This is a genomic window from Taibaiella lutea, from assembly GCF_008629695.1.
Classification (GTDB): Bacteria; Bacteroidota; Bacteroidia; order Chitinophagales; family Chitinophagaceae; genus Taibaiella; species Taibaiella lutea.
The window spans coordinates 943,970-962,487 of sequence record NZ_VWSH01000001.1 but is presented as its reverse complement, the minus strand read 5'-3'; the positions used below and the strand labels follow the sequence as shown (position 1 = coordinate 962,487).

17 protein-coding genes are annotated in these 18,518 nt (G+C 38.5%); 9 read left to right on the top strand and 8 right to left on the bottom strand.

Translation table 11 applies throughout. The annotated features are described in order from the left end of the window. Positions 1–16 precede the first annotated feature (16 nt). The 4 genes from F0919_RS04075 to F0919_RS04060 all read right to left on the bottom strand — a co-directional run bounded on the left by F0919_RS04075 (position 17) and on the right by F0919_RS04060 (position 2,236). Complete coding sequence (locus F0919_RS04075; protein ID WP_150031435.1) at positions 17–589, bottom strand: D-sedoheptulose-7-phosphate isomerase; 573 nt, start codon at positions 587–589, stop codon at positions 17–19. A 33-nt stretch (positions 590–622) separates the two neighbouring features. After that, positions 623–1,321 carry a YjjG family noncanonical pyrimidine nucleotidase gene (locus F0919_RS04070; protein ID WP_150031434.1) on the bottom strand — a complete coding sequence of 233 codons (699 nt, stop codon included), beginning with the start codon at positions 1,319–1,321 and terminating at the stop codon, positions 623–625. 106 nt (positions 1,322–1,427) lie between these two features. Beyond that, positions 1,428–1,733, bottom strand: a complete 306-nt coding sequence (locus F0919_RS04065) for a DUF4286 family protein (protein WP_150031433.1) — start codon at positions 1,731–1,733, stop codon at positions 1,428–1,430. Positions 1,734–1,828: 95 nt separating this feature from the next. Further along, a complete protein-coding gene (locus tag F0919_RS04060) occupies positions 1,829–2,236 on the bottom strand; it encodes a DoxX family protein (protein WP_150031432.1) in 408 nt (135 codons plus the stop codon). 99 nt (positions 2,237–2,335) lie between these two features. Between F0919_RS04060 and F0919_RS04055 the strand changes: the two genes are divergently transcribed. Next, the gene (locus tag F0919_RS04055; RefSeq protein WP_150031431.1) at positions 2,336–2,992 is read left to right on the top strand and encodes a DUF2461 domain-containing protein; all 657 of its coding nucleotides are present in this window, start codon (positions 2,336–2,338) and stop codon (positions 2,990–2,992) included. A gap of 281 nt (positions 2,993–3,273) precedes the next feature. Here F0919_RS04055 and F0919_RS04050 read toward each other — a convergent pair whose 3' ends face one another. Then, positions 3,274–3,984, bottom strand: a complete 711-nt coding sequence (locus F0919_RS04050; RefSeq protein ID WP_150031430.1) for a hypothetical protein — start codon at positions 3,982–3,984, stop codon at positions 3,274–3,276. 189 nt (positions 3,985–4,173) lie between these two features. On the opposite strand from F0919_RS04050, the gene lon reads away from it, so the two are divergent. From lon to F0919_RS04030, 4 genes are all read left to right on the top strand, one after another. After that, entirely contained in the window at positions 4,174–6,588 is a 2,415-nt protein-coding gene (lon, locus tag F0919_RS04045) for an endopeptidase La (RefSeq protein ID WP_150031429.1), read from the top strand. A 139-nt stretch (positions 6,589–6,727) separates the two neighbouring features. Continuing rightward, a complete protein-coding gene (locus F0919_RS04040) occupies positions 6,728–7,894 on the top strand; it encodes an MFS transporter (protein WP_150031428.1) in 1,167 nt (388 codons plus the stop codon). Between the two features lie 106 nt (positions 7,895–8,000). Continuing rightward, a complete protein-coding gene (locus tag F0919_RS04035; RefSeq protein WP_150031427.1) occupies positions 8,001–8,396 on the top strand; it encodes an Rrf2 family transcriptional regulator in 396 nt (131 codons plus the stop codon). Between the two features lie 90 nt (positions 8,397–8,486). Further along, positions 8,487–9,113, top strand: a complete 627-nt coding sequence (locus F0919_RS04030; RefSeq protein ID WP_150031426.1) for an NAD(P)H-dependent oxidoreductase — start codon at positions 8,487–8,489, stop codon at positions 9,111–9,113. A gap of 87 nt (positions 9,114–9,200) precedes the next feature. Here F0919_RS04030 and F0919_RS04025 read toward each other — a convergent pair whose 3' ends face one another. Further along, positions 9,201–9,683 (bottom strand): RDD family protein, encoded by a 483-nt coding sequence (locus F0919_RS04025; RefSeq protein ID WP_150031425.1) that lies wholly within the window; start codon positions 9,681–9,683, stop codon positions 9,201–9,203. Positions 9,684–9,817: 134 nt separating this feature from the next. Between F0919_RS04025 and namA the strand changes: the two genes are divergently transcribed. After that, entirely contained in the window at positions 9,818–10,885 is a 1,068-nt protein-coding gene (namA, locus tag F0919_RS04020) for an NADPH dehydrogenase NamA (RefSeq protein ID WP_150031424.1), read from the top strand. Between the two features lie 47 nt (positions 10,886–10,932). Continuing rightward, positions 10,933–11,934, top strand: coding sequence for an alpha/beta fold hydrolase (locus F0919_RS04015; RefSeq protein ID WP_150031423.1), 1,002 nt, complete (start codon positions 10,933–10,935; stop codon positions 11,932–11,934). Between the two features lie 665 nt (positions 11,935–12,599). Here the strand turns inward: F0919_RS04015 and F0919_RS04010 are convergent. Then, positions 12,600–13,397 (bottom strand): SDR family NAD(P)-dependent oxidoreductase, encoded by a 798-nt coding sequence (locus tag F0919_RS04010; RefSeq protein WP_150031422.1) that lies wholly within the window; start codon positions 13,395–13,397, stop codon positions 12,600–12,602. A gap of 481 nt (positions 13,398–13,878) precedes the next feature. Here F0919_RS04010 and ygiD point away from each other — a divergent pair, with 481 nt between their 5' ends. Next, a complete protein-coding gene (gene ygiD / locus F0919_RS04005; RefSeq protein ID WP_235903453.1) occupies positions 13,879–14,736 on the top strand; it encodes a 4,5-DOPA-extradiol-dioxygenase in 858 nt (285 codons plus the stop codon). A gap of 89 nt (positions 14,737–14,825) precedes the next feature. On the opposite strand, the gene F0919_RS04000 is transcribed toward ygiD, so the two are convergent. Then, entirely contained in the window at positions 14,826–16,532 is a 1,707-nt protein-coding gene (locus tag F0919_RS04000) for a hypothetical protein (protein ID WP_150031420.1), read from the bottom strand. 162 nt (positions 16,533–16,694) lie between these two features. Here F0919_RS04000 and recD point away from each other — a divergent pair, with 162 nt between their 5' ends. Beyond that, on the top strand, positions 16,695–18,494 hold the full coding sequence (recD, locus tag F0919_RS03995; protein ID WP_150031419.1) for an exodeoxyribonuclease V subunit alpha: 1,800 nt from the start codon (positions 16,695–16,697) through the stop codon (positions 18,492–18,494). The last annotated feature ends 24 nt before the right edge of the window (positions 18,495–18,518 follow it).

Below are 18,518 nucleotides of genomic sequence, written 5' to 3'. Positions count from 1 at the left end.
GGAGGTCTGAATATTTTTAAAACAATGCAGCCTCTACCAATTCACAAATGATATGTCCCAGCATGATATGCGATTCCTGTATGCGTGGCGTATCATTGCTTGGTACGTTTAAAAGATAATCAGAAACGTCTTTCATTTGCCCGCCGCTTTTACCTGTAAGACTTACAATAATTACACCTGATTCTTTTGCAACTTCATAAGCATTTAAAATATTTTTTGAATTGCCGGAAGTACTCAGGCCTACAATAACATCTCCCTTTACAGCCATGCCTTTAAGCAAGCGGCTATATATAAATTCATAACCATAATCATTGGCAACCGCAGTCAGGTAAGAAGTATTGCAATGTAATGCTTCAGATGGCAATGGATTCCTGTCTTTATAAAAACGTCCTGAAAATTCCGCTGCAAGATGTTGTGCATCAGCTGCACTTCCTCCGTTCCCGCAGAATAAAACCTTATTGCCATTCTTAAATGCTTCAATTAAAACATTGGTAATCGTTTCAACTTTCGCTATCATCACTGCATCATTCAGTATTTGTTCCTTCACACTTACAGACGCCTGTACAATAGACTTGATTTTATCCTGCATTGTTAGTTTATGTTTTTGAATTGTCTTTTGTTGTTAAAATAATTGTTTAAGCTCGCTCAGGCAGCTGATTTCATGAGTCGGCTTATGAGCATGTGCTTTTTTGTAGGGATTAAAATAAACCTGATCCATTCCGTATTTTTGTGCACCTAAAACATCGGCTTCCAAAGCATCCCCAATCATAATACTTTCCCCGACCAATGCTCCTGATTCCTGAATAGCAAAATCAAAAATGCCTTTCAATGGTTTCATGCTATTGCTGTTTTCCGAAGTTATTACTTTCTGAAAATAATGGTCAATACCCGATGTGCGCATTTTTTGCCATTGGGTTGTTTCAAAACCATTAGTTATAAGGTGTAATTGATAATTTTTGGCTTTGCAATAATCCAGAAGCTCTATTGTGTATGGCATTAATTGGCCTTGCTGCGGCAACATCTCCAGATAAACCGAGCTCATTTCCTGTGCCAGTTTATTATCGGCAACTTTAAAATCCAATAAAGTATGCCACATTCTTTTCCAGCGTAATTCTTCTCTTCTTATAAAACCTTTTCTGTAACGCTCCCAGAATTTTTCATTATGCTTTTCATAAGTAATCCTGAACGTTTCAAAATCGGAAATACCTTTTGATGCTAAATCATATTGATTGTAAAGCCGCTGCAAAGTAATGCCGGAGTTGGTTTCAAAATCCCAAAGCGTATGATCAAGATCAAAAAATAAGTGTTTGTACGTTTTCATTTTTTATTCAATTTTTTAGTCGAATAGCCGTTAGTTTTTGGAGGAAAATTTACCAATCTCTCAACAATCGTGCTAATACTATCGACTAATCACCGCCTGCTAACGACTAATTAATAACTTCCATGACTGTCCTGAATGCTACCATCTTATCAGCAAATTTTGAAAGACCCTTTTGACGCATTTTTGGTGCGTGTTCGTTAACGTAGCTTTGATAGTTTTCTATGCTGTCGGTATGATATTGCACTACAAAAGTTACGCCTTCTGCTTCGTCCTGTTCCATCAGTTTGCACATTCTGTAATCGCTGAATAATCCAGTATTCATCATGTCATTAATATGCTCTTCTTTCATCCATTGCACCCATTTGTCAGCTACAGATGTTTCTACTTTTATGGTTACGTTATAAATAATCATTCGGATTTTTTAAAATTTAAAATGAAGCCGTGGCTTGTTCAGTTTCCAGTCAATTTATTGGAAATTTGGAATTTTTCATTTTGGAACTTTCTCTTTTACTTTTTACTGATTTTCGCATCAAGACTGTATTTGCCCGGCCCTACTAATAATAAAGTTATGTAGGCGGCAGCAAGACAAGGTACCAGTTCGTGTTCGCCAAAAAACGCCCAATGATGAAGGTTCAAAATTACGAAAACGGTTACCAATAATGGGATTGTTGCCAATCTTGTAAATAAACCTAATATTATAAATAAAGAACAAAAGAACTCCGCAAAGGTCGCAAGGCCCAAAGACACAGATGTTCCCATTCCCATGAAATTCATGAATTTTCCTTGTTTGTCTGCAAAATGCGATAATTTTTCCCAGCCATGACGCATCATTATCAGCCCGAAAACAATTCTCATAACCAACATGGCAATATTGAAAGCCGTTGGCGAATAACTATTGTAAAATATTTTCTTCATATCAGATGGCTATTTTAAAATGAATTTTCGGGATGCCCATTATCGATGTGTCAAAAATATTACTTTTGGTTGGCAAACTTTAAAATCAAATTATCAATTATGCTGCAAAAAGAAACTTTTCAGTTTTTGGAACAACTGAAATTGAATAATAATAAGGAATGGATGGATGCAAACAGAAAGGTTTATGAAGCAGCAAAAGCAGATTATGAGTCGTTTGTAACCCAGATTATTGGAGGATTGTCAAAAATGGAACCCTTGATGGGTGAATTGACTGCAAAGCAATGTATTTTCAGGTTGAACAGAGATGTTCGTTTTTCAAATGATAAATCACCTTACAAATCCCACTTCGGCGCATACTTTAGCATCGGTGGAAAGAAATCGCCGCATGCAGGTTATTATTTACATGTAGAACCCGGTCAATCCTTTATTGGCGGAGGTTGCTGGATGCCTGAAGCTGCTATGCTTAAAGGCATACGTCAGGAAATAGATTATGATTTTGATGCTTTCAAAGCAATTATTCAGGGTAAGAGTTTTAAAAAACTTTATCCTAAAATTGACGGTGAACAACTAAAAAAAGCCCCGCAAGGTTATGATGTCGAAAACCCTGCTATAGAATACCTGAAACATAAAAGTTTTACAGTCGGGCATTCCGTACCGGATAAAGAATTTGTCTCGAAGCAGGCGGTAGATAAGGTTTTAAGCTCTTTTGAAACCATGAAACCTTTTATTGATTTTCTGAACAGGGCTGTAGAATAGTGTTTATTAATATTGCTTTTTCAGATTTGCCCATAAACCGGCAATAGCTAATATAAGTACCAGTATCAATGGTGGATTACGCGAGCTTTCTGAACCGAATAGCGCATCTAAATGGTCGGTAAATACAAAGAAAGCAGCTAACGCAATTATAATAATGCAGAATACAATTGACACAATTCGCATAAAACTAATGAGAGTAAAACCAAAAATAGCTTTTGAAAATATTTCAAAAGCTATTTTTTTACTATTGCGATATTGAAAAATTCAAACGAAAGGCTTTATTACGATCTTGGTCTGTAATTAATATCAAATCCTAAAGTCAGCATAAGTAATTGTACATCATAATTTGCATAAGGCTTAACGGTTGTGTTTCCAACGGTTTCGCTATAATTAGGATTCATGAAATTTGCAGGATAGTACTGTAATTTAACCGCCACAATCGGACGTAAATGTGCTCCGATAAAGAAATAAGGCATTACGGCAGGCGTTCTTGAGCTGAACCATTCATTGAATTTTGTTTTATTGCCACGGTCAATAAAACCTTTCTCTTTATAATTGAACGGAAAATCAACACCACCGCCGGCAATTAAGAAACTGCCATATTTTAAATTCCCAAATTTGAAGCCCAGCGGAATACCGAAAGTATATACTCTCCTTTTAGCTGTGGAATCAGGATTGTTATATTTTTCAATAAAACCAATATTCTTGATGCTAAGGCCGGTAAATATGCCGACATGTTTGGTTATGTCATAATTTACATTTGCTCCGATATGAAAAAACGCTGTAAAACGGGGTGTGCTGACAGAGGCGCTGTTCGCAGGTTTTATATTTCTGCTGTCAATGGCAGTGCTCAGTACATATCCGTCAATACCGGATGTCCAATAGGCTTTATTAACTTGCCTGTTTTCAACGGACTGGGCATTTGCATTCATACACATTCCTGTGGAGAGCAATGCACATGTTAAAAATTTAAGTGTAGTTTTGGATTTCATGTATGTATTTATTTGGTAAATGACCTTTTTGCTTTGACGATGTAAATATAAAGTCAATTTTACTCAAAATATAAGTATTTGTCTGCAAAAATTTCCGAAACCACTAATTGGCATGTAAATTGAACAATATAAATTCGTAAAAAATCGACGAAGAAATTGTTGCCGGTTGACAAAATGTCTTAAATACTCATGGAATTTAGAGAAATAATATTTAACAGTAATACGGAAAATGAAATGGAATTCATGCCCATAGTGCCTTTGGGCGAAGTGGAAATGGATGAAAAGGAAAAAAAAGAACTGCCAAAAGATATTCCGATTATTGCTTTACGCAATACGGTTTTATTCCCTAACGTAGTGCTTCCGATTACTGTTTCAAGAGAAAAGTCGGTAAAAGCCATTGCCGATGCTGCTAAACATGGCGGATTAATCGGCGTTTTGGCACAAAAAGACCAGAATAACGAAGATCCTACGCCAGATGATATTTATTCTTTTGGAACGATAGCGAAGATTGTAAAGCAAATCAAGCTGCCGGACGGGAATACGACTATATTTATTATGGGTCGTATGCGTTTTGAAATTGAAAAATATACGCAGGAAACGCCTTATTTAAGGGCCCAGGTAAAATATCAGGAAGACAGCTTCCCTAAAGATGATAAAGAGTTTGATGCCATGATTTCTTCTGTGAAAGATATGGCAGAGCGTATTATCTCTCTTTCGCCGAATATTCCGATGGAAACGGGCATGATGCTGCGCAATATTGAGAATTTCTCTTTTCTGGTTCATTTCATTGCTTCCAATCTGGAAACCAAATTGGTGGAAAAGCAAGGTTTGCTGGAGCAAAATGATATTAAAATCCGTACGCATCGATTAATTGAGCTATTGCAGGGCGATTTGCAAATGGCTGAATTAAAAAATGAAATAACAACCAAAACCCGTGGTGAGATTGATAAACAGCAACGTGAGTACTTTTTGCAACAGCAATTGAAAAGTATTAATGAAGAGCTTGGTGGCGAAGGCAATGAACGGGAAGTGAAAGATTTGCAGAAACGTGCGGAAGGAAAGAAATGGACGGAAGCTGCAAAAGATGCATTTAAAAAAGGTATCGGTAAATTGGAAAGGATGCATCCGCATTCTCCCGATTATTCGGTTGTGTATAATCATCTGGATCTGCTGCTGGACCTGCCCTGGGGAGAATATACCGAGGATAAATATGATTTGAAAAAAGCATTGAAAGTCTTGGATGCGGATCATTACAGCATGGAAAAAATCAAGGACAGAATTCTTGAATATCTTGCTGTATTGAAGTTAAAAGGCGATTTAAAATCTCCGATTCTTTGTTTTGTAGGACCTCCGGGAATTGGTAAAACCAGTCTTGGGCAGAGCATTGCAAACGCAGTGAACCGTAAATATGTCCGTTTAAGTTTAGGTGGCCTGCATGATGAAAGTGAATTGCGTGGCCATCGCAAAACCTACATCGGGGCCATGCCGGGACGTATTATCCAATCTTTGCGCAAGGTGAAGACTTCAAACCCTGTTTTTATTCTTGATGAAATAGATAAAATCGGCAAGGATTTCAGAGGTGATCCAAGTTCTGCTTTGCTGGAAATTCTTGACCCTGAGCAAAACAATAGTTTCTATGATAACTATCTGGAGATGGAATATGATTTGTCAAAAGTCCTGTTCATAGCTACTGCCAATAGTTTGAACGATATTCAGCCTGCCTTGCGCGACAGACTGGAAATTATTCAGCTTTCAGGATATAGTATCGAAGAAAAAGCAGAAATAGCGAAACGTCACCTGTTTCCTAAGCAGCAGAAAGCACATGGGCTTGATAATATAAACCTGAAATATAAACCGGGCATTTTACAACAAATCATTAAAGATTATACACGTGAGTCAGGTGTGCGTGAGCTTGACAGACAATTAGCTTCTGTCATGCGTTCCATTGCAAAAGAAGTGGCGATGAATGATCTGAAATCTGTAGATGTGAATAGTGAACTCATCGTTAAAGCTTTGGGTAAACCTAAATACAGTAACGACCTTTATCAAAAAACCAATCCTCCCGGAGTAGCTGTAGGATTGGCCTGGACTTATGTCGGTGGAGAAATATTATTTATTGAATCAAGCCTCAGCAAAGGTAAAGGTGGTTTTACATTGACAGGTAACCTTGGAAATGTCATGAAAGAATCCGCCTCAACTGCTTTATCTTATCTGAAAGCACATGCAGAGGAATATAAAATTGCACACAGCAAATTTGATGAGTATAATATACATATTCACGTTCCTGAAGGGGCTGTACCAAAAGATGGTCCGAGTGCAGGTGTAACGATGCTTTCAGCCTTAGCTTCAGCTTTCACAGGCCGTAAAGTGAAACCTTTTCTTGCAATGACAGGTGAGATTACATTACGCGGGCAGGTATTGCCCGTTGGAGGCATAAAGGAAAAAGTCCTGGCTGCCAAACGCGCAGGTCTGAAAGAAATTTTAATGTGCGAACAGAACAGAAAAGACGTTGAAGAAATTAATCCCGCATTTATAAAAGGGTTGAAGTTTATCTATGTAAATGAAATGAGTGAGGTTTTGGATAAAGCCTTGTTGAAACGATAAATTCAATGTGAATATTAAATAAAGGCAGTCCTTAAGGATTGCCTTTATCTTTTAAGTTGGAAGTAGTTTTTTTATTAAAAATGTCATGAATTCTACAAAATAATATTGTTTTCATGTATGCATTTTAATTTTGCCGTCAATGAGTGTAATTTCTTCTTTTCCTACACAACGATATTATAGAATTGCCGTAAGTACTTTCTATTTCGTTCAGGGTATTGTGTTTGCTTCATGGGCAAGCAGGATTCCTGACGTGCAGCAACATTTACATCTGAATAACGGTGAATTAGGTGGCGTGCTGTTTGCATTGCCTATCGGACAGTTGACCGCTATGATGCTTTCCGGTTATCTGGTAAATAAATTAGGAAGTAAAAGAACATTGGCTTTTGCGGCATTATTCTATCCCGGAGGATTGCTGTTGCTGGGTTTAGCCCATAATGTATGGCAACTGTTTGCTGCATTATTTCTGTTTGGTGTATTCGGAAACCTTAACAATATTTCCGTAAATGCCCAGGGCGTTGGTGTAGAGCGATTATACAGACGTAGCATCATGGCTTCTTTTCATGGATTGTGGAGCCTGGCAGGTTTTGTGGGAGGTATGATTGCCGCATTGATGGTATCTTATAATGTCAGTCCTTTGCTTCATTTTGTTTACATTAATGTTCTTACGGCGATCCTTATTTTTATTGGGATCAGATTTGTTGTTCCGAGAGATGCAAGGCCGGAACAGGAATCCGGTGGCGGGAAAAAATTTGTAATGCCTGATGCTTTCATTTTTACATTAGGGCTTATTGCTTTTGCGTGTATGATTTGTGAAGGAACGATGTTTGATTGGAGCGGCATTTATTTTGAAACAATTATAAAAGCGCCCAAAGATCTTACAAGGTTGGGTTACATTGCCTTTATGTCCACTATGGCCGGAGGCAGGTTTATCTCTGATGCATTTGTTACCCGTTTCGGAGTAACAAGAATTCTCCGGTTTAGCGGAATAGTGATTCTGTCGGGAATGTTATTGATTGTTTGTTTTCCGGATATTCCGGTGGCGACAACCGGATTTTTATTAGTGGGAATAGGCACATCTTCCGTTGTACCGCTGGTTTATAGCCTGGCCGGTAAATCCAAAACCTTTCCGGCAGGAACAGCATTGGCAATGGTTGCTTCTATCGGTTTTCTGGGTTTTTTAATCGGCCCTCCCTTAATCGGCTTTATTGCACAACTTTCAAACCTTCGTATCTCCTTTACTATTATCGCTTTTCTTGGTTTGGGCACTACGCTGTTGGCAAAACGGCTGTCCGGCTTGAATAAATGATTAATAGCATTTGCCTATTGCCTTATTTTATTTTGATCACCTATGGTTTTTGGAATACCCAAAAGAAAGCTTTTACCTTTGTACTGTAATAATTTTAATTACAGTCATGATCAACGGACGATTTGCTTTAGCTATTCACATTCTTTCCCTATTGAGTATGGAAGAAGGCGTGTCGTCAGAATATATTGCCTCGAATATCAATATAAACCCTGTATTGGTACGTAAGGAATTGAGTCGTTTAAGCAAGGCTAACCTGATTATAACTAAAGAAGGCAAAAATGGCGGCAGCTATCTGGCTTGCTCACCAAAGAAAATAACATTGGCTGATGTTTATAAAGCCACCTACGAAAAGCCATTATTTAATCATTCCAAAAACACGCCGAATCCTCAATGTCCTATGGGAAGTAAAATCGGCCTGATAATGGAAGATGTAAATAAAATGGCAGAAGCAGCATTGCTGAAGAAATTGAAAAGTATTTCAATAGAACAATTCAATAAGTAAAACACATTCGATAAACTTAGATTAAGGAATAGCATCATTTAAACTGTAACAAAAAATATTACAATAACTAACAAATTAAAAACAATAGAAATGGAACTGATCCAAAAATTAAACTGGCGTTACGCTACCAAAAGAATGAACGGACAAGAAGTGCCGGAGGAAAAATTAGACAATATTCTTGAAGCAATAAGGCTTTCTGCATCATCTGCAGGATTGCAGCCTTATAAGGTATTTGTAATTAAAGACGCAGCAACCAAAGAGAAATTAAAGGAAGCTGCTTTTGGCCAACCACAGCTTACGGAGGCTTCTCATGTTATTATTTTTGCATCATGGAAAGATGTTACACAAGAAAAAATAGATGATTATATAGGTTTCATTGCTTCAGAACGCAATATTCCGGTTGAATCATTAGATGCCTTCAAAGCAAATCTTGGAAAATTGGTTGATATGGATGCTGAACAGAATTTCAAATGGTCTTCACGTCAGACATACATTGCATTAGGTACAGGTCTTGTTGCCGCTGCCTTTGAAGAAGTGGACGCTACGCCGATGGAAGGTTTTGATAATTCAAAAGTAGATGAAATTTTAGGCCTGGAAGCCAAAGGATTAAGCAGTGTTTCTATAATGACATTGGGCTACCGCGATGCAGCAAATGATTTTTTATCAGGCGCTAAAAAAGTCAGAAGAAGCAAAGAGGAACTTTTTGAATTAGTATAAGATTATCTTGTTTTTGCAAAAGAGCCTGATAAGCAATTTGCTTATCAGGCTCTTTTATGGATGTTTTAAGGTCGTTCTTTAATAGTATTATTCGATTGTATTCATTTGTGATCGCTTTTCGTCCATTACGTAAGTGTTTGTCCATCTATCTTGCCAGGGATAAGAAGGATTGCCTAATGCACTGAAAGCGCAAAACGGCACAGCTCTTGAGAAGCCTCTTTTAAAAGCTGTTGCCGCACTTATTGTACTGCCATCTTCGTTTACAGCCTTTGTGCCGGTAATTAATTTACCCAAAGTCTTGCCTTTGAAAATTGCTTCTGTAGCTCCTGTAATCAGAGCATATAGAAGAATTGAAAATAAAGATGAAAGTAACTTGTTGCCAGGTTCGTCGCTTGCTAAAAAATTAAGGGCAGCATCCATTCCTAAGATTCCGAATACCATGCCTATTACCATCATTACACCGTAGAACACCAGTACATCAATCAGATAGTTTAAAAATCTTTTTCCTTGTGAAGCCAGTACGATTTGGGATTCCAATTCTTCAAAAATTGAAGTCGAGTTTGTTTCCATTGATGAAATTTATTCGCTAAAGTAATATTTTATACTTAAATTTTGAAAAATGATTCAGAATATTTTTGATAATGCAGTCCTGATTGATTTGTTACTTTTGTTTTTCCCCTTAATTATTTTCAATACTTACAATAATGTCCAACTTATTCAGGCCACTTTCAATAGGTAGCCTCACTCTAAAAAACAGAATTGTCGTATCGCCCATGTGCCAATATTCATCTGTCGATGGCTTTGCCAATGACTGGCATCTGGTTCATCTGGGCACGCGCGCAGTAGGTGGCGCTGCACTGGTATTTACGGAAGCAACTGCCGTGTCAGCAGAAGGGCGTATTTCGCCGCAGGATTTAGGTATATGGGATGACAGGCATATTGAAAAATTGCAGCAGATTACACAGTTTATTCATGCTCAGGATAGTCTTGCAGGAATACAATTGGCACATGCAGGACGTAAAGCCAGCACGCTGCCACCCTGGGATGGCAATGCACAGATATCGTTGGAAGAGGGCGGTTGGGAAACTTTGGCTCCGTCTGCTATTCCCTATAAAACAACGGAACGCGCGCCTGTGGCATTAGATAAGGAAGGCATTCAAAAAGTAATACTGGATTTTAAAAACGCAGCAAAAAGAGCTGTGGCCGCAGGTTTTGATATCATCGAAATTCATGCCGCACATGGTTATTTATTACATCAGTTTATGTCTCCGCTCAGCAACCAACGTGAAGATGATTATGGTGGAAGTTTTGAAAACAGGATAAAATTATTGCTTGAAGTAGTAGAAGCCATTCAATCCGAATTGAAAGAAGGTATGCCTTTATTTGTAAGAATATCGGCTACAGACTGGGCGGAAGGCGGCTGGGATATCGAGGCTTCCGTAAAGCTATCGGCTGTATTGAAAGAGAAAGGTGTTGCATTAATGGATGTTTCGACCGGAGCTTTAGTAACAGGCATCCGTATTCCGATAGAACCGGGTTATCAGGTTCCTTTTGCAGCGCAAATCAGGAAAGAAACCGGCATATTGACAGGTGCAGTCGGGCTGATAACCGAAGCGCAGCAAGCAGAGGCTATTTTAACAGAAGGCAAAGCAGACCTTATTTTCATGGCAAGGGAAATGCTGCGCAATCCATATTTTGCATTGCATGCAGCCCAGACATTGAACAATGAGGCGCATTTTCCTGTTCAATATGAAAGAGCTCAGAGCAAATAAACTGTTTGGATGATTTCTGAGCTTATTCACTTTTTAATAAACAGGAAATGAAAAGCTATTTCATCCTTCTTTGCTTTGTGTTGAATACCGCATCAGCTTTACAAGCTCAGGAATCAAAAAAGGTATTAACCGCAACCAATTTTGAAAATATTGAATATCCGTTTGCAGTAAAATATATTCACCTTAACATTCAGGGCGAGCCTTTGCAAATGGCTTATATGGATGTAATGCCCGATAAGCCGAATGGAAAAGTCATTGTGTTGTTGCATGGCAAGAATTTCTGTTCGGCTTACTGGAGGCAAACTTCAACTGATTTAACCGCAAAAGGATTCAGGGTTATAATGCCCGATCAGATTGGTTTCGGCAAATCATCGAAACCAGATAATATCCAATATACCTTTCAGCAATTAGCGCAAAACACAAAAGCGATTTTAGATAGTCTGGGTGTGAAAAAAATATATCTCCTTGGCCATTCAATGGGTGGAATGCTGGCAACAAGATTCACTTTAATGTATCCTGCAACGGTTGAAAAACTAATACTTGAAGATCCTATCGGACTGGAAGACTGGAAAATAAAAGTTCCCTGGCAATCTGTAGACGATTGGTACCAACGCGAATTGAAGCAGGATTATGCCTCTCTGAAAAAATATCAGCAGAATGAATATTATCACGGTGAATGGAAACCGGAATATGACGAATGGCTTGATATGCAGGCCGGACTATTGAATAATATTGATTATCCGCGCATAGCATGGAACTCGGCCCTGATTTACGATATGATCTTTACGCAGCCCGTTTGCTATGAATTTCAGCAGATTGAAACGCCGACCTTGCTTATCATCGGACAGAAAGACCGGACGGCAATAGGAAAAGATAAAGTTTCAAAAGAAGTGCAGGCAACAATGGGAAATTATCCTGTATTGGGTAAAGAAACAGCAAAGAAGTTCCTGAAAGGCACATTGGTTGAAATTTCCGGCGCAGGGCATTTGCCGCATATCGAAACTTATCCCGAATTTATAGCGCCTTTACTTAAATTCCTTTCTAAATAAAATGTCTGTAGGAGTATCATAGCAATTTAGCCCATTTTAGACCTTATATGACACTTGTATTTTACCTTTTATTATGCATTACCTTACTTTTTCTTAGGTATTACCTTGCTTTTTCTTAGGTACCACCTTACTTTTTCTTAGGTACCACCTTACTTTTTCTTAGGTACTACCTTGTTTTTTCTTAGGTATCACCTTGCTTTTTCTTAGGTACCACCTTGCTTTTTCTTAGGTATCACCTTACTTTTTCTTAGATATCACCTTGCTCTTTTTTAGGTGTTACCTTGCTATTTCTTAGGTGTTACCTTGCTATTTCTTAGGCTCAGCTAACCTTTTCTAAACTGTCACCTTGTATTTTCTTAGGTGTTAGCTTGCTTTTTCTTAAGTAATACCTCATAATTTGTTAGGTAACGCCTGACCCACCCCATAGGTATCACCTTGCCTTTTCTTAACTATAACCTCGTAATTTCTTAGGTACTACCTTACTTTTTCTTAAGTATTACCTTGTAATTTGTTAGCTATTACCTAAGCTGTGGCTTAGGCATCACCTTGTTTTTTCTTGGGTGTCACCTTGGAATATCTCAGGCACCACCTAAGAAAACCTTAGGTGAAAGCATTTTGAACGTATAAAAGTAAAAAGCGGAAGTATTTGCCGGATGGGTAGAAAACTATTTTTTCAGCGCGTTGCCGTAAGTTTTGGCCATACCCCTTATAATAATGCCTTTGGGAATAATACCTGACATAATAGCGCCCAGTTTATTTGTCATTCCGGGAACATAAGTCGCTTTTCTTTTCCTGAAAGCATTGATACCTTCAGCAGCTGCTTGTTTCACCGGCATCAGCCAGCTTTTTAAAGGAGAAAATTTATCATTGTTAGTCATTTCTGTTTGCATGCCCCCCGGAAGATAAACAGTATAACTAAAGTTTTTATTTGTGATCTCATGCGACAATGCAGTAATGAAATTCAGCATAAAACCTTTGGTGCCCGAATAAGCCGCCTGATAAGGTGTGGGGAGCACGGCCGCCATACTTGAAACAATCATAATGCCGCCGGGATGCTGCGTCCGTTCAAAATATTCTGTTAGTCCGGTTGTCATCCTGACCATGCCTGTAACATTTGTCTGAAGCATCATTTCAAAATCATTCCATTTCAGTTCCATATGGCTTCCGAAATAAGTGATGCCCGCATTCAATATTGCTCCGAATAAGTTATCGTCCTCCAAAGAAATTTTAATGACCCTGTCGATATCATCAAGGTTGGATAAATCAGCCGTTATTGTTTTTACTTTAGAAGCAGATTTCGATTCGATCGTTTCTTTTAATTCCTGCAGCTTCTCTGCCCGTCTTGCTACTAATATTAAATTCGCCTTATGGGAAAATGCAAGCTGTAAAGCCATCTCATAACCCAACCCCGAAGATGCGCCTGTTATTAATACCCACTTATTTTCAAACCTGATAGCTGCCATTTTTCTTTTTTTTCATACAGCAGATATGCTGCAACTGTCTGCAAAAATAACAACAAGTTTCAGAATTGTATTTCAATGCTATTTAAATTAAGCGAGAATGCTTCATTTCCCTGTTCCTGTTAATCTAAATGTCATAAGGATTGCCTATGTTTAAAACTTGTTTTCTAAGCAAACTTTTTATCACATTTTTATTAGAATATTCACCTATGTATCTATGTGTTTCATTTTTACCACATAGATACATAGTATCAAGGGTAATTGAAAGGAAACAATAGTTCAGGATAGCAAAGCTTCGCTTTGAGGCATAGTACAGTTATTTTGGAAATTATAAGTATGCTGCAAAAATTAGCTTAATGCTGAATTATATTTATTGATACGCAGATAAGCCTGTAATGCTTTTCAACGGGCTATTTTAGATTAATTTTACAAGCATATTAAAGCAAAAAGCATGGACCGTTTGTCCTTTCTCAAAATAATTTCTATGGTTTCAATAAGTGGTGTAGCCTCTAATCTTAATGCATTGGCGAATATGGCAGATGGATTTAAATCCACGGAGCCCTTTCCGGTATTTTTCTTCGGTCATGGTAGCCCGATGAACGCTATAGAAGAAAATGAATTTTCATTGGAGTGGCAGAGAATCGGCAGGAATTTGCCAAAGCCTAATGCCATACTTTGTATTTCCGCACATTGGCTTACGCGGGGTACTTTTGTTACTGCTATGGAACAACCCAAAACCATTCATGATTTCGGCGGCTTTCCCAAAGCATTGTTTGATGTGCAATATCCCGCTGCCGGAAGCCCGCAATTGGCAAAAGATACGGCTGAGTTAGTGAAAAATGTTTCTGTAGGGTTGGATGATGAATGGGGCCTTGACCACGGATGTTGGAGTGTCTTAAAGCACCTTTATCCTGATGCAGATGTACCGGTAATACAGATGAGCATTGATTATTATAAACCTGCTTCTTTTCATTACGAATTAGGGAAGCAATTGGCAGCATTGAGAAGAAAAGGGATTCTGATAATCGGCAGCGGCAATATGGTCCATAACCTTGGAATGGTTGCCTGGGATAAAATGGAAACAGATAATTATGCTTTTGACTGGGCCACTGAAGCAAACGAAAAGATGAAAGCTTACATTCTTCAGAATTATCATCTGCCTTTAATAGATTACAAAAACCAGGGAAAGGCATTTGATTTGTCCATTCCTACCCCTGATCATTATTTTCCTATGATATATGCCCTGGCATTACAGGAAAAAGGTGAAAATGCTTATCTGTTTAATGATAAAGCTGTCATGGGGTCGCTCACAATGACTTCGTTCAGAATAGGGAAGGATTAATCATGTAATATATTTACGAGTCCTGCAAGGACGACAGAAAATAGGATAGGGTGAAACCCTATCTGTCTGTTAACGATGGGGTTGCTTAATTAGAACTGTGTATAATTTCTTCTTGCAAGGTTTAAACGCAGGCCTGCTGTAAAATACAGCGTTTTGTTTTCCGGTAAAATATCATTTTCAACAGTGAACTTTCTGTAAGTTCCGCTCAGGTCAATATATAGTCTTGGCCTGAGTTCGTAAGCAAGATGTAAATCAAATAAAGTACATGTAGATTCGGGACCATTGATAAGTTTGATTCCGTAATCTGCAGTGCGGGTCATATAGTTTAATAACAGGTTGCTGCCTACATTCGTTCCGTTTGTGTCAATACCTTGTTTATAAAACATAGCCTTTGCTCCGATGTTTAATCTTGGAACAGGTTGATAGTTTATGATGCCGATTATTTCCGCCAAACCCGCTCCCAATGGATGTGCCAACGATTGGTTGTAGCTTGTGAAATTTGAAATTGAAGTGTTGCGCCCTTCCAGATTCTCGTAATGCTGGTAAGTATAAGGCCGTATGATATTTGTTTCAACCTGTAAGTCAAGGTTTGGAATGCCGAATGCATCAAAATATTTTGCCCCGAACTGAATAGCCCATTTATTGGCCCAATAGCCATTACCTTTAAATAATTCACCCGTTGTAAACTCATTTATCAATAATTGAGAATACAATTGTACATGTTTGGCGATAATTGCTTTTGTGCTAAAACCTATGGAAACCTTATCAGGGCTGCCGTTGGCGCGTTCTACCGCTCTGTAGAAGATAATAGGATTTAAATAGCCGGCAGGATAAGAGCCGTTTCTTGAAAAAGTTACAGATTCAAACAAGCCGATATTCAGCCATCGGGTTGCGTTAAGGCTTAAGAAATGGACAGTTGCGTATTTATTACCAACGGTAGGAAGCTCGCCGGGCATAGCAGATTGTGGTTTCAGCATCATGTAAAGATTCTGATAATTGAACTTCCATATTTTGGTATTAATACTTGCAAAAGCAGCCCCTTCTGAAAAGTCTGAAAGGAATAAAGAACGATAACCGTCACCTAAAAAATGCTGGTCATAACCTAAGGTAAGGCTAATGTGTTCCGGGATTAAAGGAATGTTGGCATAGCCTCTGAATTTCAGGTATTGATAGCCATTGCCCGAAGCTTTATAATTTCCTGCACCCGGAATGGCATTATATTTCGCAATCCAGTCGTTTACATAACCCGGAACCTCTTCATAATTATTGGTAGCAGAAAAATAGAACCCTACAGCGTTTTTAATTTTTCCTCTTATTTCAGCGCCTTGCGTTGTATTAATTAAAGATTTGCGTACACCATCTTTATCATAAGTACCCATGAAGCTCAGAATCGGGTTGACTGCAATGAATACACCGTTTTTGTTGTAATTGATTAAGTCAGGCTCTTTTCTGTAAAATGTATTTAAAACAGGATGTTTGCTGTCAATGGCGCCGTCACCGTCGGGTTGCTTCCATTCGCCGCTTATGGAAATAGCCCTGTTGATATTATAAAAGTCAACATTAGTCAACCCTGCATTATAAAAATTTGTTTTTCCTTCAAATAAGAAATTCACGGCATTCATGCGCGAAACAGGTTGCGTGTTCATGAAAAGCTCATCGGAAAGGTCGCCCGAACGTGTTTCCATTCTGTCAAGCAAATGATACTCATCGCTACCGAAAGGAATGAAGGTTTCCTGTCCTTGCGCAATGAAAATACCGGTACAATAAAAAAATGTCAGGAATAGAAATTTCTTCATACTGCTTACAACATGGTTTATAATGTTGCAAGATACCAAAAAGGATTAAATTGTTGAATGTAATGGCAATTCGGGTTTTTGATATACTTGATTTAAATTGCTTGTTCTCTGCGTGTATCTTTGCAGATACGAATTATACCCAATCGTCTATACCTGAATCTTATGGCTACATTGAATGATGTACATCAGCAATTTGCGGAATATTTTAAGGAACCCGCATTGAAGCCTTATTTGTATCTGCTTTCGCAAAAAATGAGCGAAGGGCATATCTGTATTGACGAAACTGATTTAAACGCCGGTATTCTGCCTGAATCTTATCCTGATAAAAACCTTTCGCTGGAAAAGATAGCGCAGCACCCCTTAGTGACGACAAAAACAGAATACAAACCATTCGTGCTGAACGGAGAGAGGTTTTATATGCAGCGTTATTTTGTATATGAAACGCAGGTATTATCAAAAATTAAAGAGCTGGCGGCATCTTCTGCAATGCAATATGAGCAAAGAATGCAGCAGCTTTTGGGACTTAAGCAATTGGTGCAGCAATTATTTACAGATAATAAAACTGCACAAACGGATTGGCAACTGGTTGCCGTTTTGGTAGCGCTCCTGCAGGATTTTACAATTATAACCGGCGGCCCCGGTACAGGAAAAACCACAACAGTTGCAAAAATACTGACCTTGATGTTTACCATGCATCCATCGCTGAAAGTAGCTATGGTAGCCCCGACAGGGAAGGCCGCGGCAAGGATGTCGGAAAGCCTGATGAAAACACAGGCAACAGCTTCCGATGATATAAAATCGAATTTTGCAAGGCTGAAATCATCAACCATTCATCGTTTGTTGGGCTGGCAGCAGGGCACGCCGTATTTTCGCCATAATGCTGAAAATCATTTGCCTTATGATTTGATTATTGTGGATGAATCTTCCATGATCGATGTTGCTTTATTTGCAAAACTATTACAAGCCATAGGTAAGGGAACAAGGGTTATACTTCTGGGAGATAAAGATCAGCTGGCTTCGGTAGAAGCAGGCAGCCTATTCGGTGATTTGTGCAATGCAGTAAATCCTTTGAATCATTTTAGTGAGTCATGGCGTTCGTTTATAAATCAGTTTATTACAGATGATGACCGGAAAATTCCCAAAGAAAGAATGGGCGGGAATATTGAACATCCTTTGTTCCGGCATATTATTGAGTTGCAGCACAGTTATCGTTTTGACGGGAATAAAGGAATCGGAAAGATTGCCAGGGCCGTTATCCAAAATGATGAAAAGATATTGGAACGGTTTTTAGAAGAACGGAAAGATGAACAGGTTTTGATTGATCAGTTATATAAGGAACAGGTCTTTCTGAAATTTATTGAAGGTTATAAAGCGATTATTACAGAGAAAAGCCTTTTTGATGAAGATGGAATCATAGCAGCTTTAAACAACCTTGGCAATTTGAGGATTTTATGTGCCTTAAATGAAGGCGATCAAGGGGTGTATCAAATGAATGCGAGAGTAGAAGCTTATCTGGCGCGGGAAAAGGGCATTCAGCCAAATGATATTTTTTATGAACACCGTCCCATTATGATTACCAAAAACAACTACACTTTAGGGCTTTATAATGGTGATGTCGGTATTTTAAGGAAAGATAAAAACAATGTGATGAAGGCATGGTTTCTGCAAAGCGGTGAAAACGGAACCGTTAGTTTGAAATCGGTATTGCCTGGTTTTATAATGCACATGGAAACAGTATATGCCATGACCATACACAAAAGCCAGGGCTCCGAATTCAATAATGTATTAGTCGTATTGCCAAAGCAACAATCGGGGCATATACTCACGAGGGAATTGGTGTATACCGCTATTACAAGGGCAAAAGAAAAAGTGGTTATTCAAGCTGACAAGGAAGTATTACTGGCGGCAGCTAAAGCTCAGGTAAAGCGTGGATCAGGCATTATAGAACGCCTGCAGGAGTAAGAGAAAGAGATGTGTTGAGCTTGT

Excerpts from the sequence above, each read along its gene's own strand:
- F0919_RS04075 (WP_150031435.1), bottom strand. The coding sequence starts at position 589 with ATGCAGGATAAAATCAAGTCTATTGTACAGGCGTCTGTAAGTGTGAAG.
- F0919_RS04070 (WP_150031434.1), bottom strand. The coding sequence starts at position 1,321 with ATGAAAACGTACAAACACTTATTTTTTGATCTTGATCATACGCTTTGG.
- F0919_RS04065 (WP_150031433.1), bottom strand. The coding sequence starts at position 1,733 with ATGATTATTTATAACGTAACCATAAAAGTAGAAACATCTGTAGCTGAC.
- F0919_RS04060 (WP_150031432.1), bottom strand. The coding sequence starts at position 2,236 with ATGAAGAAAATATTTTACAATAGTTATTCGCCAACGGCTTTCAATATT.
- F0919_RS04055 (WP_150031431.1), top strand. The coding sequence starts at position 2,336 with ATGCTGCAAAAAGAAACTTTTCAGTTTTTGGAACAACTGAAATTGAAT.
- F0919_RS04050 (WP_150031430.1), bottom strand. The coding sequence starts at position 3,984 with ATGAAATCCAAAACTACACTTAAATTTTTAACATGTGCATTGCTCTCC.
- lon (WP_150031429.1), top strand. The coding sequence starts at position 4,174 with ATGGAATTTAGAGAAATAATATTTAACAGTAATACGGAAAATGAAATG.
- F0919_RS04040 (WP_150031428.1), top strand. The coding sequence starts at position 6,728 with ATGAGTGTAATTTCTTCTTTTCCTACACAACGATATTATAGAATTGCC.
- F0919_RS04035 (WP_150031427.1), top strand. The coding sequence starts at position 8,001 with ATGATCAACGGACGATTTGCTTTAGCTATTCACATTCTTTCCCTATTG.
- F0919_RS04030 (WP_150031426.1), top strand. The coding sequence starts at position 8,487 with ATGGAACTGATCCAAAAATTAAACTGGCGTTACGCTACCAAAAGAATG.
- F0919_RS04025 (WP_150031425.1), bottom strand. The coding sequence starts at position 9,683 with ATGGAAACAAACTCGACTTCAATTTTTGAAGAATTGGAATCCCAAATC.
- namA (WP_150031424.1), top strand. The coding sequence starts at position 9,818 with ATGTCCAACTTATTCAGGCCACTTTCAATAGGTAGCCTCACTCTAAAA.
- F0919_RS04015 (WP_150031423.1), top strand. The coding sequence starts at position 10,933 with ATGAAAAGCTATTTCATCCTTCTTTGCTTTGTGTTGAATACCGCATCA.
- F0919_RS04010 (WP_150031422.1), bottom strand. The coding sequence starts at position 13,397 with ATGGCAGCTATCAGGTTTGAAAATAAGTGGGTATTAATAACAGGCGCA.
- ygiD (WP_235903453.1), top strand. The coding sequence starts at position 13,879 with ATGGTTTCAATAAGTGGTGTAGCCTCTAATCTTAATGCATTGGCGAAT.
- F0919_RS04000 (WP_150031420.1), bottom strand. The coding sequence starts at position 16,532 with ATGAAGAAATTTCTATTCCTGACATTTTTTTATTGTACCGGTATTTTC.
- recD (WP_150031419.1), top strand. The coding sequence starts at position 16,695 with ATGGCTACATTGAATGATGTACATCAGCAATTTGCGGAATATTTTAAG.